The organism is Acinetobacter sp. HA, from assembly GCF_000264725.1.
Lineage (GTDB): Bacteria > Pseudomonadota > Gammaproteobacteria > Pseudomonadales > Moraxellaceae > Acinetobacter > Acinetobacter schindleri.
The window spans coordinates 16,380-40,913 of record NZ_AJXD01000074.1; the positions used below are offsets into that span (position 1 = coordinate 16,380).

The following is a 24,534-nucleotide window of genomic DNA, read 5'->3' on the forward strand; positions in this document are numbered from 1 at the left end:
TTATCTAGCCAAATTAATGTGATGGATTCCACTGGCTGACAAATGCTTCTGTATGGATTTCTGCACGTGGCGCAATAGTTTTTGCCGCCGTTCCAATATAAATGATGCCTGAAACCAGATCATCACCTGAAATTCCTAAAGCCTGTTTAAAGTATAACGATTCTACTACAGCGCCACTACGCCACATGGTCGAAAAACCTTGAGCTTGCAGGGACAATAAGAAATTCTGAATTGCGGCACCAGAGCTCAGAATCTGCTCAAAATGCGGCACCTTGGGATGATCTTTTAAACGGGTCAAAGCCAGAACCAGTAAAGGTGCACGGAAAGGATGATGTTTTACCCGCTCAATCTGAGCAGCTTCAGTTTGGCCCAGATCGATTAATGCCTGAGACAATAACTCACCAAAAGCTTCACGCTTATCATCTGGAATAACTACAAATTCAGTAGGTTTTAAACGGTGGTGATCTGGCGCAGTCAGCGCAGCCTGAAAGGCTATTTCCAGCTGTTCAGCATTGGGTGCCGGGGCAATCAGCTGACCAATAGATTGACGTTGATGAATATTCTGATGAACGATTTCGATCGTTGATTCGGTCATTGCCTTGTATTTCTATACTTAAAAACTGTATTCAAGATTAGCATATTCATCTTGGGATTCTCTATATCCTTCATTTTTATTCTTCTTGCTCAGATACATTTAGCTCACTGTTTTCGTTTCTGATAACAATCATTAAATAGCGTTTACGAGAATGACATGGCTAATACTGAAAATTTCCAAATTTATACATGCTGTACAGATTCTAAAGATGATTATGTGATTAATTATACGATTATCTGATCTTGACGGGTTTTTAGACATGACAAAAATATTAACAATGGGTGCAGCTATTGCCACTGCACTCGCTCTGACTGCGTGTAGTACTAATCCAACCAACACAACTGCAATCCGCAAAGAAAATAATCAATTTGAAGTCACCGGATTAGGTAAGACCCAAGTCATTGCCAAAAATAATGCCGTGAACGCCGCCTCTAAAACTTGTGGTTCACGATCAACAGCTATTATTGTAGATGAACAGTCCACCTATGATGGCGCACTGAAAGGCGTGGTAGATGAGCAGACTGGGCAGATTATTCAGGCTGCTGCCACAGTACTTGGTAATATTGCAGGTACAGGCAATAGCATTAATTCAGATGATGATTACCAAACTACCCTGACTTTCCGTTGCCAGTCTAACTAAAGCATTTTTAGCTAGATAAAAAAACCGCTCAATGAGCGGTTTTTTTACGAACTGGAAATTAGCAATAGCCTTCCAGGCGGGTCAATGGTAATTTTTGACCAATCGCTTTTTCAATTTCTGGAAGATAGAACGCATCGTCTTCCGACAGGAAACTGATACTGACACCACGAGTCCCGGCCCGTCCAGTGCGACCAATACGGTGTACATAGTCATCAGACTGTTCTGGCAGGGTAAAGTTCACTACATGCGATACACCATCCACATGAATACCACGACCTGCTACATCAGTTGCGATCATGATATTGTGTTTTCCATTTTTAAACTGGTCCAGCATTTTTAAGCGCTTGTCTTGGGCAATTTCACCAGAAAGCATCACCACTTTATAGTTGTCACGTTTCAGATGATCATAGAGTTTACGCACCTGATCACGACGGTTGGCAAAAATCATGACCTTCTCAATCGGTTCATCACGCAAAATGTCTTGTAGCAGTTTATATTTATCTGCCTTGGCAACCATATATACACGTTGTTCAACGTCCGCATTGGTTTTCTTTTCTGGCTCAATTTCAACCGTTACGGGTTCAAATAACCACTGTTGTGCCAGATTCAATACGTCATAGCTAAAAGTTGCCGAGAACATCAGAGTTTGGCGCTGTTCCTTACGTGGCGAGAAACGTACGATACGTTTCACTGAAGGGATAAAGCCCATATCCAGCAGGCGGTCTGCTTCATCAATCACCAGGAATTCAATCTGATCTAACCAAACTTCTTTTTGTTCAACAAAGTCAATCAAGCGACCTGGAGTAGCAACCATGATGTCCACAGGTGCCTTATCGAGCTGTGCTTTTTGCTTGTCAAAATCCACACCACCAAGCAGCGTCACGACACTCAGATCAGTAAACTTGTTCAGCTCATGCGCGTCACTTTCGATTTGTAGTGCAAGTTCACGAGTCGGTGCCAGAATCAGTGCACGTGGCTCACCACGATAACGCTGTTCCTGAACAGGATTATTCAATAGATCATTGATGATACTCACCAGGAAGGCCGCTGTTTTGCCCGTACCCGTTTGCGCACGACCAATTGCATCGTGACCTGCCAATGTGAATTTTAAAACCTTCTCCTGAATAGGCGTCATAGAAGAAAAGCCTAAAGCATCAATCGCTTGTTTTAGATTAGGATGTAAATTTAAGGTTTCAAAACCAGATGACATAAAGCGGTGCTCTAAATAGATAATCACTAAGATACAGACAGTATAAACAAAAAACGCCCCAATTTATATTGGGGCGTTTTATTAGCTTAATCCGAAGATTAGTCTAATGGTTGAACTTCTTCAGCCTGGAAGCCTTTTTGGCCTTTTACAACACTGAATTCAACACGTTGGCCATCACGAAGTGAACGGTGACCGTCACCTTGGATTGCACGGAAATGAACGAATACGTCATCACCACCATTGCGTTGAATAAAGCCGAAGCCTTTAGTATCGTTAAACCACTTAACTACGCCTTGTTCGCGAGCAACTGTCATAAGTTAATCCTCATTGTACCGAAAAGAAGGACCACCCGGTGTTGCAAACAGCAGAGCAAACAAGTTTGAAAATATTATTTTTAAGCTTGTAATCATTCTGTAAAACTATTAACAAAATCCCGGTTACATCCATTTATTTGCAGGACGAAAAACAATCAATTTGTTTATCTAAAATCCCACTAACTCATCGAGCTTAACATGGGTTTATAACAATTAATAGCCTTTTTTTAGGTTTGTTCTAATTGATTTCGCTATTTTTTTCAGAAATTTGCATAAGGTTTTTTTAATTATTATTTCGTTTATATTTTTTTAAAAAAGTTGGGATTTGGCATCCTATTTGCTAATATTTAGACCCCTTTTAAAGTCGAATGAATATTACGGAAATGATTGACAACGCAGATCAGATTCGCACCGTCGATGCCATAGGTAAACCATGCCCTATGCCGTTATTGATGTTAAAGCGTGCCCTGAAAAGCCATCCCGGCGAAACCTTTCTGCTGAAATCATCAGATCCACACAGCCAGATTGATGTTTCGCGTTACTGTGAGTTAAATCAGCTGAAGTATGATATGCAACAAATTTCTGACGTGGAGTTTCACTACATAATTGAATCTTAAAAATTTTCAATTAAACTATTTATCTCCACATTCGTATAAAAGTTTACATATCTCTACCCAAATATCCATCATTTGACTGGAGATTGGATTAACATAAATCTTAGATTTGGGAATGATCCCGTTATTCCTCAAGGAGAACACATGAGTGACAGCAGCAATCAATTGATGCCCCTGTCATTATCGGCGCCAGGTGTCAATCTCGGTGCTTATATTAGTACTGTCAATCAGATTCCTATTTTAACTGCCGAACAAGAAAAAGAGTTGGCAGACCGATATTTCTATGACCAAGATCTGGATGCAGCAAAAATGCTGGTGATGTCTCACCTGCGTTTTGTAGTCCATATTGCACGTAGTTATGCAGGTTATGGCCTGCCTCAAGGTGACCTGATTCAGGAAGGTAACCTTGGCTTAATGAAAGCGGTTAAACGCTTTGACCCGAATATGGGTGTTCGTCTTGTTTCCTTTGCCGTGCACTGGATTAAGGCTGAAATCCACGAATATGTAATCCGTAACTGGCGTATTGTCAAAATTGCGACAACTAAAGCTCAGCGCAAACTGTTCTTTAACCTGCGTAGTCTGAAAAAGTCATCTAAAAAGTTGACATTAGATGAGGCTCGATCAATTGCCAATGACCTGAATGTGACCCCCGAACAGGTTCTGGAAATGGAAGGGCGACTGACTGCCTATGATGCAGCATTTGAAGCTTCAGGTGATGATGACGATGAAGGTTCAGGTCATGTCGCTCCAGCGCTGTATCTGGAAGATAACCGTTATGATCCGGCACGTCTGATTGAAAATGAAGACTATGAAGAACAAAGTACAGCCGCCCTGCACGATGCCATGGAACAACTAGATGACCGTTCACGTAACATCTTGCAGCGTCGCTGGCTGGATGATGAAAAATCTACCCTGCATGAGCTTGCCGCAGAATATAACGTTTCTGCCGAACGTATTCGTCAGCTGGAAAAGAATGCCATGGAAAAAATTAAAGTTGCGATGTCTTCCAACTAGATTTCATGTCCTGTATAAAGCCTTCAGATGTGAAGGCTTTTTTGTCTTTTAATACGGTGTTTCAGCCCGTACTTTTATGCTAAGGTTAAGCGCAAAATTTACAGGAAGATCAGTTCAGATGTGGATTGCAATTTCAGCGATTAATCTGGCCCTTGCAGTAATGCTGGGTGCTTTTGGTGCGCATGGCTTGAAAGCACGTGCAACTGAAGCACAGCTTGGCTGGTGGCAGACTGCAACCGATTACTTTTTCTATCATGCGCTCGGCTTGTTGCTGTTAGGCATTCTGGCAAAAGTGATTCCACAATTGCCGATTAAACCAAGTTTTATTTTGATTCAATTGGGCATTTTACTGTTCAGTGGTTCACTTTATATTATGGCACTTGGTTTACCGCGTGGTTTGGGTGCAATTACCCCGATCGGAGGCGCACTGATGATTGCAGGCTGGCTGACCCTGGCCTGGAATGCATTTAAATACATCAAGTAAGAACTGATCACATTCAGAGGGTGCCAAAATGAACATCTATATCAATGGCGAACAACAACAGACTGACTGCACCACCTTAATGGAACTGGTTCAGCACCTTGCGCTTGAAGGTAAGCGCTATGCCGTTGAAGTCAATGAAATGATCGTTCCCAAAAGTAGACTGGCAGCAACGCCAATCTGTGAGGCAGACAAAATCGAAATTATTCACGCTGTCGGTGGCGGCTAAGGTTCGGAAATACTATGCAAGATTTACTTCAAATTGGCTCACGCCAGTTCCAGTCACGTCTGTTGGTTGGTACAGGAAAATATAAAGACTTACAGGAAACAGATCAGGCGATTCAGGCGAGTGGTGCTGAAATTGTTACGGTTGCAATCCGTCGCGTGAATATCGGCCAGCATCCTGACCAGCCAAATCTGCTATCCGTGATTCCACCCGAAAAATATACCATTCTGCCAAACACCGCTGGCTGTTTTGATGCTAACAGTGCTATACGCACCTGTATGCTGGCACGTGAGCTGCTGGATGGTCATAACTTGGTAAAACTGGAAGTTCTGGGTGACGAAAAAACCTTATATCCAAATATCACTGAAACTTTAAAAGCAGCACGCACCCTGATTGATGATGGTTTTGAAATTATGGTGTATACATCAGATGATCCAATCGTGGCGCAGGAACTGGAAAGCATGGGTTGTGTTGCGATCATGCCTTTGGGAAGTTTGATCGGCTCAGGTCTGGGAATTCTGAATCCTCATACCATTTCTATCATTAAGGAAAATGCCAAAGTGCCTGTACTGGTCGATGCTGGTGTCGGCACAGCCAGTGATGCAGCAATTGCGATGGAACTCGGTTGTGATGGCGTGTTGATGAATACAGCCATTGCAGCAGCACAGAATCCAGTCTTAATGGCATCTGCTATGCGTAAAGCAGTAGAAGCTGGTCGTGAAGCATTCTTAGCGGGTCGCATGCCACATAAGCGTATGGCGAATGCCAGCTCGCCTGAGACAGGTTATTTCTTTAAATAAACTCGTTGATAAGAAAATTAAGTGCAAAAATAAAGGACTCAATCGAGTCCTTTATTGATTTGCTACGATGTATTAAGGAATTAATCCTTCATCACGCATAGCAATCTGTACTGACTGACGCTCTGCGACTTTATTACGAATGTGAATGATATTTTTATAAGGTGTCAAATCGTGTTCGATATGATTTGACCAGTTAGTAAGTACAAACAGATAAGCATCTGCTGGTCCAAAGTTATCATCCACCAGGTAATCATTGTCTGATCCACCAATGGCTTTATCAATGTAACTTAATAAGCGGTCAATTTCTGCATACGCCTTTTTCTTGGCTTCCTCATCCATTGGCGCACCAAAGAATACCGCATAAGCATCATGTAATTCTGAGTTTAGGTAACCTAACCATTCCAGGACTTTGGCACGTCCCATACCTGATGGAGGAATTAAATCTTGTTTTGGATCGTGTTGTGCCAGAAATGGAAGAATCGCAACGTTCTCAGTCAGAATCAGGCCCGGGTTAATTTCCAGTGCTGGAACATAGCCTTTTGGATTGATCTCGTAATAATCTGTGCCTTTCTCAGTTTTATTGTGTTTTTAAATCAACACGTTCCAAATCAAAATCAACATTAATTTCATTTAAAATAATATGTGCTGCCAACGAGCATGCACCAGGTGCATAGTAAAGCTTCATTTCTGATCCTTGTTATCTACTTCTCAATGTTTTAAATCGCTTCTAACAAACTTTCAAGTGATCAAACCTGTAAATTGCAAAAAAGCGTAACTGCCGCCAAAAGACATTTACTTCTTCAATATTGAGTATATTCCAGACATTTTCAAGTCATTCTTGTGTGGATTTTTATACCAGGACGATTAAGATACGCGGGGTTAAAAGTGAAATGATGAAATTCTGTGATAAGTCTGAAAAAAGAAGAATGGTTTTCCAATATCCGCACTGATGTTCTGGCTGGCCTGGTGGTCGGATTAGCCCTCATTCCAGAATCGATTGCGTTTTCTGCCATTGCTGGCGTCGATCCTCAAGTCGGTCTGTACGCATCTTTCTGTATCGCGGTATCTATTGCCTTCTTCGGTGGTCGCCCAGCAATGATCTCGGCAGCAACTGGTGCGATGGCGCTCCTCATGATTACTTTGGTCAAGGAGCATGGTCTGCAATACTTACTGGCTGCCACTATATTAACCGGGATTATTCAGGTAATTGCCGGTTCATTTAAAGTTGCCAAATTGATGCGCTTTGTTTCGCAATCAGTGGTCTATGGCTTCTTGAATGCCTTGGCGATTCTGATTTTTGTTGCGCAAATCCCGGAAATGCAAAAAATGGATGTGACCGGTTATCTGTTTGTTGCGATCGGTTTGGCAATTATCTATTTATTTCCTTATCTTCCGAAAATTGGTAAAGCCATCCCTTCTCCACTGATCTGTATTATCGTCCTCAGCGGTCTGGCTCTTGTCCTCGGATCAGATATGCGTACCGTGAGTGACTTAGGACATTTTCCAGATACCTTACCAGTTTTCTTGATTCCAGAAATTCCGCTGAACTTTGAAACACTACAAATTATTTTTCCTTATTCAGCGACTTTGGCCACTGTCGGTTTACTTGAAACCATGATGACCACCACTGTAGTCGATGAAGTCACCGATTCTGAAAGTGACCGCCATCAGGAATGCCGTGGTCAGGGTATGGCCAATATCGTCAGCGGTTTTATGGGTGGAATGGCCGGTTGTGCCATGATTGGACAGTCGATTATCAATGTCTCGTCTGGTGCACGTACCCGTCTGTCTACGCTTGTGGCAGGCGTGTTCCTACTTTGCCTAGTGGTATTTCTAAAAGATTGGCTGGCTTATATCCCGATGGCAGCACTGGTAGCCATTATGATCATGGTGTCATTTACCACCTTCCAGTGGGGTGCTATCAAGCAGTTTAACAAGCATCCGCTTGCTTTTAATGTGGTGATGATTACTGTTGTGCTGGTAGTTTTGGTGACCCATAACCTGGCATTAGGCGTGTTAATCGGCGTGGTATTGTCTGCCCTGTTCTTTATCAACAAACTGGAAAATACGGTTCACGTATATACTCATTTGCTAGATGAACGTTCTCGTCGTTATGTGATTTCCGGGCAGATCTTTTTTAGCAGTTCAGACCGTTTCTATCAGTTCTTTGACTTTAAGGAAAACCTGGCAGTTGTTGAACTTGATCTGACCCATGCCCATATTTGGGATGTCACTTCTGTGAATATGTTCAATAACGTCGTACAGAAATTTAAAGCCCAAGGAATTGATGTTCAGGTGACTGGACTGAATGAAGCCAGCAGTACTTTGGTCGACCGTTATCAAACCTGATCATCATTCATATGATTTAAAAGGGCCAATTGGCCCTTTTATTTTTCTGAGGAATAAGCTCAATGCCAGTTTTTAGTAGTGAATTCCTGAGAAAAGTTTGACTTGCTCCGCTCAGGACTTAAAATACCGCATTCTGAATTTTTAGATTTGCCAAAGTTATGTCGAACGATCAATTAGACCAGCAAGTCGTGGAGCTGGACAATTTAAGCGAGCACCGTGAAATTGTGACGTTTATGCGCCGCTCAGCGCCATTAAATACCTCTCAACGTACTGCGCTTGAACAATATGGTCACTTAATTTTGGAATATCCGGTGGGTGATTTGCGTCAGCATTTTGAGCACCCTGAACGTCCATTGACTGTAGAAATCGGGTTCGGTATGGGTCGTTCACTGGTATTGATGGCCAAAGCCAATCCTGAACGTAATTTTGTCGGTATTGAAGTGCACGTACCTGGCATCGCACAATGTGTGTATGAAGCAGGTATGGAAGGCTTAACCAACTTGCGTGTCCTGGATGCCGATGCAATTCAAGTCCTACGTGAAATGCCGGATAACAGTATCAACACGGTGCAGTTGTATTTCCCTGATCCATGGCAGAAAAACGTCACTTCAAACGCCGTTTCGTATCACACGACCGCATGCCATTGGTTGAACAAAAGTTAGAGCTCGGCGGTACATTCCACGCTGCGACTGACTGGGAACCGTATGCTGAATGGATGCTGGAAGTGCTTGAAGAGCGTCCACGTTTGGAAAACCTGGCAGGTAAAGGCAACAGTTATCCTCGTCCTGACTGGCGTCCTCAAACCAAATTCGAGCGTCGTGGTATTGAAGCCGGTCACAAGATTAATGACTTTATCTTTAAGAAAATCTCTTAATCCAAGAGGAATCCAAAAAAAGCGCTGATAATTCAGCGCTTTTTTATGAAAAGAATTTATCTTCGAATTAATGAATGATCGCGATCAGAATATCTGAAATCAATTTTAGAAAGAAAAATAGATTGATCATCTTTATGCCAGGCAATTTTTCCTAGGCATTACTCACTTTAACGCAAGAAGATACGATAAATCAATTTTAAAATCGAACTGCCATACGGTGGATAAATCAGCTTCATCAAACTGAATTTTGGACGGCTAAATACCGACTTGGCATGACTAAAGGTCTTAAAGCCTTCATGTCCATGATAATGTCCCATTCCAGATGGGCCAATCCCACCAAAGGGCATATCCTCCATACCTGCCGTCATCAAGGTTTCATTGAGACAAACTCCACCGCTATGTGTCGCATGTAATACTTTTTGTTGCTCAGCTTTGTTATAGCCAAAATAATATAGTGCCAATGGCCGGTCATGCTGGTTGATGTAGTTAATTACTTCATCCATCTGCTCATAGCCAATGACAGGTAGAAGTGGGCCAAAGATTTCATTCTGCATGATCAACATATCGTCATGAACATTGGTCAGGACCAGGTGCGGCAAACGGCGCCCATCTCCCCCATGTTCAATCTGATGCAACTGTGCACCTTTGGCCTGAGCATCCTCAATATATCGCTGTAATCGAGCAAGCTGCCGATCATTAATGATGGTTGTATAATCCGGATTGCTTAAAATACTATTTGGATAAAATTGTCGAATAGCATCGAAGTAAGCTTCAATAAAAGCTTGGATTTGTGACTGATGCACAAATGTATAATCTGGTGCTACACAGGTCTGCCCGGCATTCATGGTTTTGCCAAAAGCCAGACGGCGTGCGCTTTCCTGTAAATCAGCATCTTTCGCGACTATAACAGGTGACTTACCGCCGAGCTCCAGTGTGACTGGGGTCAGATTCTCCGCCGCCGCATGCATCACATGACGTGCAATTGAAGTCGCGCCAGTAAAGAGCAAATGATCAAATGGCAAATTAGTAAATTGCTGCGCGACTTGTGCATCCCCCGTAACTACAGCAATCTGGTCAGCTGGGAAATAACGGGCAATCAGCTGTTGAAACAGACTGGAAAATTCCGGGGTATATTCACTCATTTTCAGCATGACCCGGTTACCCGCAGCCAAGGCCTGGCCCAAAGGACCTATGGCGAGGAAAAGCGGATAATTCCACGGCACCACAATACCAACCACGCCTACCGGCTGATACATCACATAACCCGTGGCTGGCTGAAACAGAATACCAACCTGACGTTTACTCGGCTTCATCCATTTTTTCAGATGTTTCAAGCTGTGTTTCAGTCCATTCAAACTGGTCAGCACTTCAAACAGCTTGGTTTCGTTAAGACTCCGGTTCGAGAAATCCCGACTAATAGCAGCAGCCATCTCATGCTGATGCTCCACCACCATTTGATATAGTGTTTTAAGTTGCTGTTGACGCTGCTCATAGTCTGGATATGCTGCTTGCAAACATGCCTGGCGCTGCTGCTGGAAAATATCCTGCATGTATTTGGTAATATCTAGGTTTGCACCTTGTTCCCATGACGTCATATACGGTCCCTATTTATTCTGTAAAAAGAAATTCTCATATTTTTAAGCAACTTTCGATGTTTGCTGTCTTGCCTGGATCAGATCCACAGCTTTTTCTGCAATCATAATTGTTGGTGCATTGGTATTGCCATTCACGACCGATGGCATGACTGAAGCATCAATCACCCGCAGATTTTGAATGCCATAGACACATAATTCAGGATCGACTACAGACATATCATCAACGCCCATCTTGCAACTACCGACTGGGTGATACACCGTATCTACCCGATTGCGCAGGATTTCCCGAATATCCTCATCATTTTTTACCTGCGCAGTAAATAAATCCTGCTTATACAGACTGGAAAGCGATGGTGACTGCATCAATTTTTGTGTCAGTTTAAAGCCTTGGACCAGATCATCCAAATCGCGTTCATCGTTCAAGAAATTTGGATCAATCAATAGCGGATCATGAATATTTGGCCCGCTCAGTTTAATTGAACCACGGCTGCGTGGATTTAATAACAGACATGACAGGAAATACCGTGGTTTCTGCGGAACTTACGTGCATGGTCATCCACTAATGCCACCACGAAATGCAGTTGCAGATTGGGAATTTTCAGTGCTGGCGAGCTTTTAATGAATCCTCCACATTCAGCAAAATTAGACGCAATCATGCCGCGGCGTTCACTGCGATATCGCCCAATCTGCTTAAACATATCCAGTGAACCTGACATGGATATCCCGAAAGTTCCGGCAAATTCCTTGACGCTATAGCCGAAAATAAAATCGGGGTGATCATGAAAATTCTTTCCAACCCCTGGCAAGTGGTGCTTGAGCTCGATACCGTGTTGTTTCAGTTCTTCAGCATCACCAATTCCAGATAGCATCAATAGGTGTGGAGATTGCATAGCACCTGCCGAGAGCAAAACTTCCTGTCGTGCTCGTAACGTTTTTAATTGACCCGCATGTTGCACCTGCACCCCAACTGCCGCTTTTTGTTCGATTATAATTTTATGCGTGGTGGCTTTAGTCCATATGGTCAAATTCGGACGATTCAAATGTGGAAACAGATAAGCTCGAGCTGCGCTACAACGCTCACCATTATCATGAGTCACCTGATAAACCCCTAAGCCTTCCTGCTCTGCACCATTAAAATCATCCAGCACTGGATAGCCCTGCTCACGTGCTGCCTGTAAATATCGCTCATGGAAAATACTGTCTGTTTGCACATCGGATACATGTAAAGGGCCTGCATTACCATGATATTCATTCTGAATGCGATGGTTATTCTCAGATCGGATAAAATATGGCAGTACTTCATCATAAGACCAGCCAGTACAGCCTTGTGCTGCCCAATCATCATAATCGGCACGATTGCCACGGATATAAATCATGGCATTAATTGCTGAGGAACCCCCCAGACATTTACCACGTGGCTGATAACCTTTACGTCCATTCAATCCTTTTTGTGGAACGGTTTCAAAAGCCCAGTTGTTAATTATGGTTGGTAAACTCATGACACAGGCTGCCGGAATATTTACTGTCCAGGCATTGCCCTGCCCACCTGCTTCCAAAAGACAGAAATAGTGGGATCTTCACTGAGACGGCTGGCCAGTACGCATCCCGCGCTCCCTCCACCAATAATGATGTAGTCAAATTCCTGTTGCATTGTTATTGTTCCATTTTCATTATTATCTTCTCAACTTAAGATATTTTCTGAAAATAGAACAATTGATATTCAGAATTAAACTCGATGCTTGATCGAGAAATCTGCATGCAATTCAGTTACCTATATATTTTTCAGGTTCAGGAAGCTTGATGGCGTTGCAGGATCTGCTGACTCATCAAGGCATATACTTCTGCCAGATCACCACGTTGTGACTGTTCCAGCATGGATTGATGCATATTCAGAATATTTTGATCTCTCCGCATAGCAGGACCTGTCTGCATCTGGCGTGGATCATTCTGTGTCGCTTTATTTGCTGTTTCCAGAATTAATGGATAAAGCAGACCAAAATCCACTTGCTGTGCATCGACTACCTGTTTGGCCATGTCGTAACAGTAGTTACTAAAATTACATGCAAAGACTGCAGCTAAATGCAGACTTAGGCGTTGCGCTGAACTATACGAATAAACTCTACCGCTTAGGCTAGTTGCTAAATTTTGAAGGATATTTTGGTCTTCGCGATCATGTGCTTCGATAAATAAAGGTGTATTTTCCCAGTTAATCTCACGTTCCAGACTAAAGGTTTGTAATGGATAGAATACACCAGCACGTACATGGATTTGTTTCAGCACATCTAAATGAGTACTGCCGGAAGTATGTACGATCAGGTTATTCGGTAAATATGGATGAATCTGTTCAATAACCATGGCAATTGACTGGTCACTAACCGCAATAATGACCAGATCCACACGATTATCCAGTTGCTCAGGCTTTTCAATTGCCTGTGCCTGGAATTGATCTGCCAATTGCTGTGCTTTTTCCAAGGTCCGGCTATAAATCTGCACAATCTCATGCTGTACTGACAATACACGGGTAAGATGATAAGCCACTCGCCCTGCCCCGATGATAGTAATCCGCATTTACTCATATTCCTGATCAATTGCGCACAGCATGCCAATAAAAAAAGGACGAAGCAATTCGTCCTTTTCATTTTGATCAATCTAGTTAAATAGGCTATTTAAATAAACCGTTCTTTAGTCTTAAATTTACACCTTCTGTTTTACACCTTGGTCATCGACCGCACGTACAGTCCCGGTATTGGTATTCATGACTTCAAAGGCAATACGACGGTTTTTATAACGGTCTACATCTTTAGCATTTGATGCATTGGGTTGAGCCGGCCCCATACCTATCGCATTCAACTGGGCAGGATCGACCCCCTGTTTTACCAGATAGTTAACAATCGCCTGAGCACGCTGTAAAGAAAGTTGTTTATTTAGTTCTTCATCGCCTTGAGCATCTGTGTGACCAATCACTCGTAAATGAACTTGTGGCGCACGTTTCATTAAAGCTGCTGTCTGATCCAGAATCGACTGGTTGATGGTCGGGATTTCAGTTGAACCTGGAGCAAAGTTAATTGCTTGCAGATTTAAAGCTGTCGCAACATCTAAGGCTTGGATTTGTTCTATAGGCATACTTGCCAAGACTTTTTCAGCTTCATTGCTCGGCGTATTAATCGCCTTTGCAGTACTAATAGGTTTTTGGGTAATGACCGTCATATTTTTTGCTAGCTGGCGAATTTCACCTGCAATACGTTCAGCATCGGCTGAATTCCCGGCTTGTACAGAAACCTGTTTTCCTTCCCAATGCAAGCTGACATTTGGCACACCCTGCATTGCTTTTAATACAGATGGAATCGTATCCTGATCGGTGAATTCAGAATGGTAATTATCATTATTTTCTGAACCGCAACCGATATTATAATTAAAAATCTGTTTGATCTCGTTTTGTAGAATTTCCATATACTGAGGATCATTAATCTGTACCTGACAGCTAGTAATCTGCCCCTCACTTCCAGTACTTAATTTTAGAAATGCAGTTTCAGTTGCGACTGCTTTAGATGCATTTTGCATATCCCGGATATCATCTGGATCATCATCACGTGTACAGCCTCGGAAGAAGAACATAATTAAAGCAGCCACGATAATAAAGGCAATGACCGGAATTAAAAAACGTGATCTTCTTTCTTTTTGAATCGCTGGTTCAACAGGTTCAGGATCAATTCCCGGTACAGGTGTTGGATGATGGCCAACCAGTGGCGATGCACCTATAGCAAGTAACAGCTGTGATGCCCAGGTCGGCAACGCTTTTTGAATTGAATCATTATTGGTTTCAATTACATAATTAATTGCATCAGGATTAGATGCATCAGCTTCTGTTTTTAGATACTCAATAGTTGGTTTAATCGAACGGTTTAAGGTCTGTTCAAGCTGCTCTTGTGGCACGCTATCGGACAGGCTGGCCAGATGCTCGAGCAGACGTTGTTTGATTTCAGGTTTTTCTGTGAACAATTCACTGATCTTTGGATTTAATTGCTGACTGAGAGTTTCTGCCTGTTCCGGATGCACACGCAATATGCTCAGGAAAATAGGATAAAATTGAGCCAGCGCCTGCTCTTTGGTAGCAACATATTCTGTTTCGCCTTGCAGCACCGTCGGAGTAACATGATATTTTAATCGTTGAATCAGGTCGTCATTCATAAAGTCACCATTCTTTTGATTTTTTAATGATTAATATTTATTCAGTTTAAAACCCGATCTTTTTAGAAAATGTAAATAGTTGTATGAAAATCATAACATTTCAATAGTGCTAGTTAATGATATGTTTACCAAAATAAAAAAAGCCAGCCGAAGCTGACTTTAATAAAAACAATCAGGAAATGATTTATGCTGGCACAAAGCTTTGTAAAACTTTTCCTTTAACCTTTTGATTGATCAATGGTGTATTTTTACCTTGTGACACAATGCTCTCTTTCGTCAAAGTCCATTCCATTTCAGGATCAAGCAGCACCCAACCTGCCTCATTCATCCAGCGCTCTTGCATTTTAGCGACCTTGGCAGGTGCAATCGTCACTTTCTCTACCCATTCCAATGGACTAAACAGACCTTCTTTGATCAGTTGCAAGCCAAATGGAAGGAAGGTATCAAATGCAGTAAAGCCAGGCTGAGTTTCTGCAAACGGCGCCATTTTTGCAGAGCTGCTGAGTGGTTCGTGATGGGTACAGATCGCATCAATCACTCCAGATTTCACGCCTTGACGCAGTAACTCTTTATCTGATTCAGAACGTAATGGTGGACGAACATGAGCCAGTGAGTTGAAGCCGTCAATCAGTGCATCAGTTAAATGTAACTGATGCATCGCCACATCACATGTTACTGGGAGACCTTTTTCTTTGGCAATGCGGATCAGCTCAACAGAGGCACCACAAGACAACAAACCAAAGTGTGCATGCACTTTAGTTGCTTCAATCATCAGCAGATATTTAGCAATCGCGACTGTCTCTGCCAGTGCCGGAATCATTGGTAAACCTTGACGTGATGCAATAAAACCCTCATGCACACAGCCGTCTTTGGCAATTTGCGGTTCTTCTGCATAGAACACTACAGTCAGGTTAAGACCTGCTGCATATTCCAGGGTACGAAGCACCACATCATCATTGGCAAACGGCGCGCTGGCATTGGATACAGCACTACAACCACCTTTTTTCAGACCCGCCATATTTGCGGGCTGTTGTCCATTTAAACCTTGTGTCTGCGCACCAATCACTTCCAGATAGATGCCGCCATCCAGCATGGCTTTTTCAACCAGACCATGAATCAAGGCACCATTGTCCTGCACGATTGGCTTTGAATCTGGTGGCGTAAACACATGCAGAATACCATTTTCACGTGCTGCCTTGCCTTCAGACTTCAAGGTGCCATGCTGTTGCTGACCAGGCTCACGCAAACGCGCGCACAGATCGACCATGGTAGGCATCAGCCATTTACCTTTTCCATCAATAGTTTCTGGAACATTTGCAGTTTCTGCGACACGTTTGCCATTTTGCAGATAAACAGTTTCGACTGAATCAGTGTTTGCAATTGGGTCTAGAACTCGAACATTTTCAATTTTAACAATAGACATGACTTATTCCTTATACCGCAATCGCTTCAATCAAACCTTGTTCCTGGAGCTGGCCCTGCATTGAAAGTGCCAACACCGCCATACGTACTGCAATCCCATTGGTCACCTGATTCAGAATCACTGACTGTGGACCATCTGCAATACTGGAATCAATTTCCACACCACGGTTCATTGGACCCGGGTGCATGACGATGCAATCTGGTTTTGCCATGGCCAGACGTTCTTTGTTTAGACCGTACATTTTGTAGAATTCAGCCTGTGAAGATAGCGCCGGTGAATCAATCCGCTCGTTCTGAATACGTAAGGTAATGATCACATCGCAGTCTTTGATGCCGTCTTCCATATTATTGAACAAACGAACTTCTGGACCGTAATCATCGAAGCCATAAGGAAGTAAAGTATTGGGTGCAATAACACGAATATCTTTACAGCCCAAGGTTTGCAAAGCTGCGACATCCGAACGCGCTACACGTGAGTGCTTGATGTCACCGATAATCGCAATTGAAATATCTTCAAAATTCTTTTTGGTCTCACGGCGAATCGTGAGCATATCTAACATGGCTTGGGTTGGATGGGCATGACGGCCATCCCCCGCATTAATGATAGCCAGATTCGGACAAACATCTTTGGCAATAAAATGCGCTGCACCAGAAGATGAATGACGCACCACGAAAATATCCGCTGCCATTGCTTCAAGGTTCCACAAGGTATCGCGCAGCGTTTCACCTTTAGAGGTACTTGAACGTGCGATATCAATATTAAGAACGTTAGCAGAAAGGCGCTTTGCAGCTGCTTCAAAAGTGGTACGGGTACGGGTAGAGTTTTCGAAGAAGAGGTTCATTACCGTTCGCCCTTCGAGCAAATTATTGGTAATGAGCTGATTTTGGTCATTAAAAAAGGACGCCGCAGTGTCCAGTATTTTTGTAAGAGTTTCTTTAGAAAGACCTTCGATAGTCAAGAAGTGTTTTAGTATTGCCTTCTTTATTGAGTTGAATCTGGCTCGGTGTATGCAATGCAGCCAAGTGCATGAGAGATTCCTTATACGTTAAGTCAACGTATTATACAGAGATTCACCTCTGTTCGCACTTGGGAAATCGGCTACTTGTACAAAAACCGACTTGATAATAAAAATTGATTTTGAAATTCCTATGTATTTTTTCAATAAGATAATTTAACCTTTTTCTCAGATTGCTGTTTTTACATGCAAAAACTGAGTGCATCAGTCTGGAGCATCTGCACTCATAACCAGCTTAGCGCAATGCGCCAATATAACGATGGGCAACTTGGGCGCGATGAATATCTTCTTGTGTCGGTTCCACAACAATCAAGTCATCCTGAACATGCTGAGTTGTATCTGTTAGAGATTCATCCTGATCCATAGACAGATCGAAAACCTGTCTTAATTTTTCTACCAGTCGTGATAACTCCTCATCTTGAGTTGCTATAGCCAGCTCAATCACATGCTTTGCATAGTCTTTATTTTCAGACAGATAGATTGCATCAATTACACGACCGGAAACGCGTCTTAAACGCGCATAAATTAAAGTTGCAATTGAAAAGCTATCCCCATTTACCATTTTAAACTCCCAATTATTTTAAAAAATGAGACTGTAACCCCTCCCCAGTGGTTACAGTCTCATTTTGTATAAGGAGCAATTTCCATACCAATTTGATTCACTTATCATGTATTTAATATTTATTTCATTGTAGCGCACTTGTTCAGGTGAAATTTCAAAGCCAATCGAAACAATTTCAAAAGCTTTAAAAGGCAAAATACGGTAAACTGAGCGCAGTTTTTATTTATTCTTTTCCGGTCTCTCTATTTTATGAATACCTCTTCACGTTTAAGCAATTATTGGGTCACCTGTGCCGATGGTCTGGAAACCTTATTAGAAGAAGAAATCAAAGGTTTAGGTGTTCAGGATATTGAACGTTTCCCGGGGCGTCTGACCTTTAAAGGCACACTTGAAAATGCATACCGCATCTGCATGTGGTCGCGTCTGGCTTCACGTGTCCTGATGCCAATCCACACACATGAAATTGAATTCTCCCATGATGCGCGTGATGTGGCTGAAGAGCTTTATGAAGGTGCAATCAGCTTTGACTGGTCACTAATTTTTGCACCACAAAGTACCTTCGCAATTCGTCTGCATGTCGAACGTGATATCAAAGTCAATACCCAATTTGCCACTTTGCGTGCTAAAGATGGTGTCGTGGATTCCTTTATGGAAGCCGTGGGTAAACGTCCAAGTATTGATACCAAACAGCCAGAAATCACTATGTATATTCTGGCTGGTAAAAAAGCTCATACCTACTGCCTGGACCTTTCTGGTGATTCGCTGCATAAACGTGGCTATCGTCGCTTTATGACTGAAGCACCAATCAAGGAAAACCTGGCAGCAGCGATCCTGCAAAAAGGTGGCCTGAAAGACATCAACCCGGATATCGTGGTTGATCCTATGTGTGGTTCAGGTACCTTTATTATTGAATCTTTAATGATTCTGACTGATCGTGCACCAGGCCTGGTACGTCGTTTCGGCTTTAACGGCTGGAATGGTCATGATCATGAATTGTGGATGGGTATTAAAGCCGAAGCTGCTGAACGTCATAAAGCTGCGCTGGAAAATCCATTACCAAAATTTTATGCCTTCGATGCTGACTGGGAAGCGGTAAAAGCCACCAAGCAAAATATCATTGCGGCAGGTTTTGAATCAGCGCTTGACCAGATTATGATCGAAGAACGTACCTTAAATGACTGGCCTGATTTCCAGGCTGAAGGCAAGAAAGTATTCTTCGTGACCAACCCGCCTTATGGTGAGCGTTTAGGTGACAAGGCTTCTAACCGTGCGTTGTACTTAGGTGTGTCTAATCTGCTGCAAAAGAATTTCCCGAATCAGAAAGCAGCAGTGATTGCATCCCAAGTTGAACAGGCAGATGTCTTGGCGTTCAATGATCCGCAAATTCTACGCCTGATGAACGGTAAATTACCGATCTATATCCGTTTCGGTACAGTTAAACCGGCTGCAGTGGTACGTCCATTCCTGGAAAGCTGGCAACCACAGCAATTCGAGCCAATCGAAGGTGCCATGGAATTTGCCAACCGTCTGACCAAGAATATGCAAACTCTGAAAAAATGGGCGGTGAAAGAAAATATTCACTGTCTACGTTTGTATGATGCAGACCTGCCTGACTTTAATGTGGCGGTAGACCTGTATGGTGAGCGTCTGCACGTTCAGGAATATGCCCCACCGAAAAAAAATTGATCCTGAAAAAGCTAAAAAACGTTTTAATTTGGCTTTGCAGGCGATTCGTGCTGTGACGGGTTTAGGTCGTGATGCGATCTTTATCAAGACCCGTGCCCGTCAGGAAGGCAAAAACCAGTACACCAAACAAAGTACGGCGTCTAAACGTTTTATCGTGCAGGAAGGTCAGGCCAAGATTCTGGTCAACCTGACCGATTATCTGGATACCGGTCTGTTCCTGGATCACCGTCAGATGCGTTTACGTATTGCCAAAGAGGCCAAAGGCAAGCATTTCCTGAATCTGTATAGCTATACCTCTACGGCAAGTTTACATGCAGCACTGGGTGGTGCAGCAAGTACGACGAGCGTGGATTTATCCAATACCTATTTGAACTGGTCGAAAGAAAACTTCGTCTTGAACGGCCTGACTGTAGATCATGCTGATGAGCAACATCAGTTCTTTGCATCTGACTGTTTCGAATGGCTGAAAGAAGGTCATGAGCAATATGAACTGATCTTTATCGATCCACCAACATTCTCTAACTCGAAGAAATTCTACGGTACTTTTGACGTACAACGTGACCACTTATCTTTGATTAAACGTGCCATGAATCGTTTAACCACTGAAGGTACACTCTACTTCTCAAATAATTATCGTGGCTTTGAAATGGATGCAGAAATCTTGGCATTCTTTGATGTGGAAGAAATCACCCATGAAACCATCGGCCCTGATTTCAAGCGTAATCAGAAGATTCACCGTGCATGGAAAATCACTCATCCAAAAATGTAATTTGATAATGAATTAATTTCTTTCATCAGGATTTACACCCTCTTTCTTTTTCTCGCAGAACGAGAAATGAAAAGTGGTGCGATGAAAGCAGTAAGTACCATAAAGAAAAACCCAGCCTAGGCTGGGTTTTTCTTTTCCGATCAGTTTAGATTAGTTGAGCTTCATTTTCTCGAAGACCAGTTCACCATTTTCAGCGCTAACCACAATGGTATCGCCCGGATTGAATTTTCCTTCAAGAATGTTTTGCGCCAGGCCATTTTCTATACGTTGCTGAATCGCACGTTTCAATGGACGCGCACCATATAGAGGATCAAAGCCTACATCGATCAACTGGTCAAAAGCACTGTCTTCCACGGATAAGCGCAAGTCGCGCTCTGCCAGACGTTGACGTAAACGGTTCAACTGGATATCGGCAATACCACGAATCTGGGCTTTTTCCAGTGAATGGAACACCACAATCTCATCGATACGATTAATAAACTCAGGACGGAAGTGTTCCGACACTGCATTCATCACTACACTACGTACCTCATCTCGGGTCGCACCACCACCCAGTTCACGCACATCACTTGAACCTAGGTTAGAAGTCATCACGATCACGGTATTTTTAAAGTCCACCACACGGCCTTGTGAATCCGTTAAGCGGCCATCATCCAATACCTGTAATAAGATATTAAATACATCCGGATGCGCTTTCTCAACTTCATCAAACAGCAACACGCTATAGGGTTTACGACGTACCGCTTCAGTCAGCACTCCACCTTCTTCATAACCGACATAACCCGGAGGCGCACCAACCAGACGGCTGACAGAATGTTTTTCCATAAATTCCGACATGTCGATACGGATCATTGCATCATCACTGTCAAACAGGAAGTTCGCCAAAGCTTTGGTCAACTCAGTCTTACCCACCCCGGTTGGACCTAAGAACAGGAATGAACCACTTGGACGGTTTGGATCAGACAATCCGGCACGAGAACGACGGACTGCATTCGACACTGCCACGACAGCTTCTTCCTGACCGACGACACGTTTATGCAGGAATTCTTCCATATGTAGCAGTTTGTCACGCTCACCTTGCAGCATTTTTGCCACTGGAATACCAGTTGCAGCACTGACCACTTCAGCAATCTCATTGTCAGTGACTTTGTCACGCAATAGTTTTGGCGCTTCACTTTCTTCAGCTGCTTCAATACGTTCCAGTTGCTTCTGTAACTCAGGAATCACGCCATACTGATAACGTGCCGCTTCTGCCAGATCACCCTCACGCTGCGCTTTTTCTAGCGCAATACGGGCTTGATCCAGCTTCACCTGAATGTCTTTATTGCCTGCAACCAGCGCTTTGTCTGCACGCCAGATTTCTTCCAGTTCGCTATACTCTTTCTCAACTGTAGCAATCTGATCTTCCAGATATTTCACTTCAGACTTGGCACCCGAATCTTCATCTTTTTTCACCGCTTCCAGTTGCATTTTCAGCTGAATCAAACGGCGTTCAAGTTTATCCAAAGCTTCTGGCTTAGAGTCCAGCTCCATTTTGATACGAGATGCTGCTTCATCAATCAGGTCAATCGCTTTGTCTGGCAATTGACGGTCAGTGATGTAGCGATGTGACATTTTCGCCGCAGCGATAATCGCAGAATCCAGAATCTGTACACCATGGTGAGTCGCATAACGATCTTTCAGACCACGCAAAATTGCAATGGTATCTTCTACACTTGGTTCATCCACCAATACTTTCTGGAAACGACGTTCCAAAGCTGCATCTTTTTCGATGTACTGGCGGTATTCGTCCAGGGTCGTTGCACCCACACAACGCAGCTCACCACGTGCCAATGCTGGTTTCAGCATGTTACCGGCATCCATGGCACCATCGCCCTTACCTGCGCCCACCAGGGTATGCAGCTCGTCGATGAATAGAATAATTTCGCCTTCATGTTTGGCCAGGTCTTTCAGAACAGCTTTTAGACGTTCTTCAAATTCGCCACGGTATTTGGCACCAGCCAGCAATGAACCTAAATCCAGTGACAGAACGCGTTTACCTTTCAGACCTTCTGGAACTTCACCATTCACGATACGCTGTGCCAGACCTTCTACAATCGCAGTTTTACCGACACCAGGCTCACCGATCAGTACCGGGTTATTTTTGGTACGGCGTGACAAGACCTGAATGGTACGGCGAATTTCATCATCACGACCAATCACTGGATCCAGCTTGCCTTGTAATGCGCGTTCAGTCAGGTCAATGGTGTATTTATTTAAAGAGTCACGCTGATCTTCATGATTATTGCTCATGACTTTTTCATTGCCTCGAATTTGATGAATGACTTGTTTTAAGGTCTCGGCTTTAACACCTACTTCACTTAAAAGTGATTTGGTTTTGCCTGTTTCCGCTAATGCTAACAATACCCAGTCAGTAGAAAGGAATTCATCCCCTGCTTTTTGGGCAAAACTGTCTGCCAGATGCAGAACTTTCGCTGCTTCAGGACTAAGGTTAATATCACCGGTGGACTGGCTTAAAGTCGGTGCATTACTCAGCGCAGTTTGCAGTTTAGCTTGCAAATCACGTAAGTTCGCACCTGCCTGTTGCAGCAGACTGATATTGGATGACTCATCTAATAAAGTTGCCAGAATGTGAATACCGTCGATAGAAGCATGGTCCTTACCCATTGCCAAGGATTGTGCATCTGAAAGGGTTTGCTGCAGGCGATTTGTAAATTTTTCAAAGCGCATTATTGTTCTTCCTCACAACAAATTTTTAACTTAATTCATATATGGGAGCACGCACATAAATTTCAAATAAATTTATATATATTTTTCAAAAACTTAAAATAAATATCAGGCAGTCTTCAATAATAATATTGGTATAGTCAAATCATATTTCAAGTCAACAAAGAAGAATTTTTATTCAGCCACAAACTTAATCATGTGAAATAAAAAAAGCCTTTATCAATAAAGGCTTTTCCGGAATAGATTATAAAAATTATGGTGCCGGATTCGGCTGCTGACGATGAATCGCTTCAATGCCTTTCAGTACTTCCTCAGACAGGTTGACTTCAAAAGCCTGAATATTTTCTTTTAGCTGATCCAGATTAGTTGCACCAATAATCGTGCTGGTTACAAAGAACTGCTGTTTAATAAATGCCAATGCCAATTGAGTCAGGGTCAGACCATGCTGCTCTGCCAGTTGTGCATATTGCTCCACCGCCCATTCACTTTCCGGATTGCTATAACGGCTAAAACGCGAGAATAAAGTCACACGGGCATTGGCCGGACGTGCGCCATTGCGGAATTTACCCGTCAGATATCCGAATGCCAGTGGTGAATATGCTAGCAAGCCAACACCTTCGTATTTGGCAATTTCTGACATACCGATTTCATAGGTGCGATTCAGCAGGTTATATGGATTCTGTACGCTGACAAATTTTGATAATCCCAGTTTCTCGGCCAGATGCAGGAACTTCATCGTCCCCCATGGGGTCTCATTCGACAGACCGATATAACGGATACGGCCATTTTTAATTTCATATTGCAAGGCGGTCAGGGTTTCTTCGAGATCCGTCACTGCACGGTCTTCGGCTGCTTCAGCATTGCCATAACCGAGTTTACCAAAGAAATTCGTTGGGCGTTGCGGCCAGTGCAACTGGTATAAGTCGATATAATCGGTTTGCAGACGTGACAATGACTGGTCTATGGCCGCTGAAATTTCATCTGCCCCAAAACGGGTCTGTCCATCACGGATATGACTACCACCTTGTGATGGACCAGCGATTTTGGATGCTAAAAACAGTTTGTCACGACCGCCACGTGATGCAATCCAGTTCCCGATAATGCGTTCTGTCGCACCTTGGGTTTCCAGTTTTGGCGGTACCGGGTACATTTCTGCGGTATCCCAGAAATACAGTCCTTGATCCAGTGCATAATCGAGCTGCTCAAAAGCTTCTTCCTGGGTATTTTGTTCACCAAAGGTCATGGTACCTAAACAGATTTCTGGAAGTAAAATGCCGGTATCTGCAAGTGGTTTGAATTGCATGAATAATTCCCTGTCTATTCTAGGTTTGACTTATCATAATAAAGTACACCTAGAGTATAGAAGGAAAGCGACGGGCTGAAATCATCTTTTCTAAGAAGTTTGTTCTTATTTGTGATGTTGGATTTTTCGCAGCTATAAAAAAAGCAAAC

Annotated in this window: 17 protein-coding genes and 5 pseudogenes; 9 read left to right on the forward strand and 13 right to left on the reverse strand. The window is 43.1% G+C overall.

Translation table 11 applies throughout. The features are described from left to right. Positions 1 to 13 precede the first annotated feature (13 nt). On the reverse strand, positions 14 to 595 hold the full coding sequence (locus HADU_RS11185; RefSeq protein ID WP_004894177.1) for a nitroreductase family protein: 582 nt from the start codon (positions 593 to 595) through the stop codon (positions 14 to 16). 259 nt (positions 596 to 854) lie between these two features. Here HADU_RS11185 and HADU_RS11190 point away from each other — a divergent pair, with 259 nt between their 5' ends. Beyond that, complete coding sequence (locus tag HADU_RS11190; protein WP_004812322.1) at positions 855 to 1,235, forward strand: hypothetical protein; 381 nt, start codon at positions 855 to 857, stop codon at positions 1,233 to 1,235. Positions 1,236 to 1,293: 58 nt separating this feature from the next. On the opposite strand, the gene rhlB is transcribed toward HADU_RS11190, so the two are convergent. Next, positions 1,294 to 2,445 (reverse strand): ATP-dependent RNA helicase RhlB, encoded by a 1,152-nt coding sequence (gene rhlB, locus HADU_RS11195; RefSeq protein ID WP_004894176.1) that lies wholly within the window; start codon positions 2,443 to 2,445, stop codon positions 1,294 to 1,296. Positions 2,446 to 2,543: 98 nt separating this feature from the next. Then, complete coding sequence (locus tag HADU_RS11200) at positions 2,544 to 2,759, reverse strand: cold-shock protein (RefSeq protein ID WP_004894173.1); 216 nt, start codon at positions 2,757 to 2,759, stop codon at positions 2,544 to 2,546. Between the two features lie 383 nt (positions 2,760 to 3,142). On the opposite strand from HADU_RS11200, the gene HADU_RS11205 reads away from it, so the two are divergent. The 5 genes from HADU_RS11205 to HADU_RS11225 all read left to right on the forward strand — a co-directional run bounded on the left by HADU_RS11205 (position 3,143) and on the right by HADU_RS11225 (position 5,894). Further along, positions 3,143 to 3,376 carry a sulfurtransferase TusA family protein gene (locus HADU_RS11205; RefSeq protein WP_008306543.1) on the forward strand — a complete coding sequence of 78 codons (234 nt, stop codon included), beginning with the start codon at positions 3,143 to 3,145 and terminating at the stop codon, positions 3,374 to 3,376. 141 nt (positions 3,377 to 3,517) lie between these two features. Further along, complete coding sequence (gene rpoH / locus HADU_RS11210) at positions 3,518 to 4,387, forward strand: RNA polymerase sigma factor RpoH (protein WP_004894167.1); 870 nt, start codon at positions 3,518 to 3,520, stop codon at positions 4,385 to 4,387. Positions 4,388 to 4,505: 118 nt separating this feature from the next. Next, positions 4,506 to 4,871, forward strand: coding sequence for a DUF423 domain-containing protein (locus tag HADU_RS11215; protein ID WP_004894164.1), 366 nt, complete (start codon positions 4,506 to 4,508; stop codon positions 4,869 to 4,871). Positions 4,872 to 4,899: 28 nt separating this feature from the next. Further along, positions 4,900 to 5,097 carry a sulfur carrier protein ThiS gene (thiS, locus tag HADU_RS11220; RefSeq protein ID WP_004812315.1) on the forward strand — a complete coding sequence of 66 codons (198 nt, stop codon included), beginning with the start codon at positions 4,900 to 4,902 and terminating at the stop codon, positions 5,095 to 5,097. Positions 5,098 to 5,111: 14 nt separating this feature from the next. Further along, positions 5,112 to 5,894 carry a thiazole synthase gene (locus HADU_RS11225; RefSeq protein ID WP_004894161.1) on the forward strand — a complete coding sequence of 261 codons (783 nt, stop codon included), beginning with the start codon at positions 5,112 to 5,114 and terminating at the stop codon, positions 5,892 to 5,894. A 72-nt stretch (positions 5,895 to 5,966) separates the two neighbouring features. Here HADU_RS11225 and HADU_RS11230 read toward each other — a convergent pair. Beyond that, a pseudogene (locus HADU_RS11230) lies at positions 5,967 to 6,579 on the reverse strand (glutathione binding-like protein). A gap of 218 nt (positions 6,580 to 6,797) precedes the next feature. Between HADU_RS11230 and HADU_RS11235 the strand changes: the two are divergent. Both HADU_RS11235 and trmB read left to right on the forward strand, forming a co-directional pair. Beyond that, positions 6,798 to 8,243 carry a SulP family inorganic anion transporter gene (locus HADU_RS11235; RefSeq protein ID WP_004894158.1) on the forward strand — a complete coding sequence of 482 codons (1,446 nt, stop codon included), beginning with the start codon at positions 6,798 to 6,800 and terminating at the stop codon, positions 8,241 to 8,243. A gap of 158 nt (positions 8,244 to 8,401) precedes the next feature. Further along, positions 8,402 to 9,117: pseudogene (gene trmB / locus HADU_RS11240) on the forward strand (tRNA (guanosine(46)-N7)-methyltransferase TrmB). 167 nt (positions 9,118 to 9,284) lie between these two features. Here trmB and HADU_RS11245 read toward each other — a convergent pair. From HADU_RS11245 to HADU_RS11275, 7 genes and pseudogenes are all read right to left on the reverse strand, one after another. Further along, positions 9,285 to 10,712: a coniferyl aldehyde dehydrogenase gene (locus tag HADU_RS11245; RefSeq protein WP_004894151.1), complete on the reverse strand. Its 1,428-nt coding sequence runs from the start codon at positions 10,710 to 10,712 to the stop codon at positions 9,285 to 9,287. Between the two features lie 42 nt (positions 10,713 to 10,754). Beyond that, positions 10,755 to 12,363, reverse strand: a pseudogene (locus HADU_RS11250) (GMC family oxidoreductase). Between the two features lie 137 nt (positions 12,364 to 12,500). Then, entirely contained in the window at positions 12,501 to 13,280 is a 780-nt protein-coding gene (locus HADU_RS11255; RefSeq protein WP_004894145.1) for a Rossmann-like and DUF2520 domain-containing protein, read from the reverse strand. Positions 13,281 to 13,406: 126 nt separating this feature from the next. Further along, the gene (locus tag HADU_RS11260; protein ID WP_008306554.1) at positions 13,407 to 14,900 is read right to left on the reverse strand and encodes an OmpA family protein; all 1,494 of its coding nucleotides are present in this window, start codon (positions 14,898 to 14,900) and stop codon (positions 13,407 to 13,409) included. A 184-nt stretch (positions 14,901 to 15,084) separates the two neighbouring features. Next, a complete protein-coding gene (locus HADU_RS11265; protein WP_008306557.1) occupies positions 15,085 to 16,323 on the reverse strand; it encodes a dihydroorotase in 1,239 nt (412 codons plus the stop codon). Between the two features lie 10 nt (positions 16,324 to 16,333). Further along, positions 16,334 to 17,351: pseudogene (locus HADU_RS11270) on the reverse strand (aspartate carbamoyltransferase catalytic subunit). Positions 17,352 to 17,573: 222 nt separating this feature from the next. Next, positions 17,574 to 17,900: a hypothetical protein gene (locus HADU_RS11275; RefSeq protein WP_008306560.1), complete on the reverse strand. Its 327-nt coding sequence runs from the start codon at positions 17,898 to 17,900 to the stop codon at positions 17,574 to 17,576. Between the two features lie 249 nt (positions 17,901 to 18,149). Here HADU_RS11275 and rlmKL point away from each other — a divergent pair. After that, positions 18,150 to 20,355, forward strand: a pseudogene (rlmKL, locus tag HADU_RS11280) (bifunctional 23S rRNA (guanine(2069)-N(7))-methyltransferase RlmK/23S rRNA (guanine(2445)-N(2))-methyltransferase RlmL). Positions 20,356 to 20,505: 150 nt separating this feature from the next. Here the strand turns inward: rlmKL and clpB are convergent. Both clpB and HADU_RS11290 read right to left on the reverse strand, forming a co-directional pair. Further along, positions 20,506 to 23,085 carry an ATP-dependent chaperone ClpB gene (clpB, locus tag HADU_RS11285; protein ID WP_008306562.1) on the reverse strand — a complete coding sequence of 860 codons (2,580 nt, stop codon included), beginning with the start codon at positions 23,083 to 23,085 and terminating at the stop codon, positions 20,506 to 20,508. 250 nt (positions 23,086 to 23,335) lie between these two features. Continuing rightward, complete coding sequence (locus tag HADU_RS11290; RefSeq protein WP_008306564.1) at positions 23,336 to 24,385, reverse strand: NADP(H)-dependent aldo-keto reductase; 1,050 nt, start codon at positions 24,383 to 24,385, stop codon at positions 23,336 to 23,338. Positions 24,386 to 24,534: the final 149 nt, after the last annotated feature.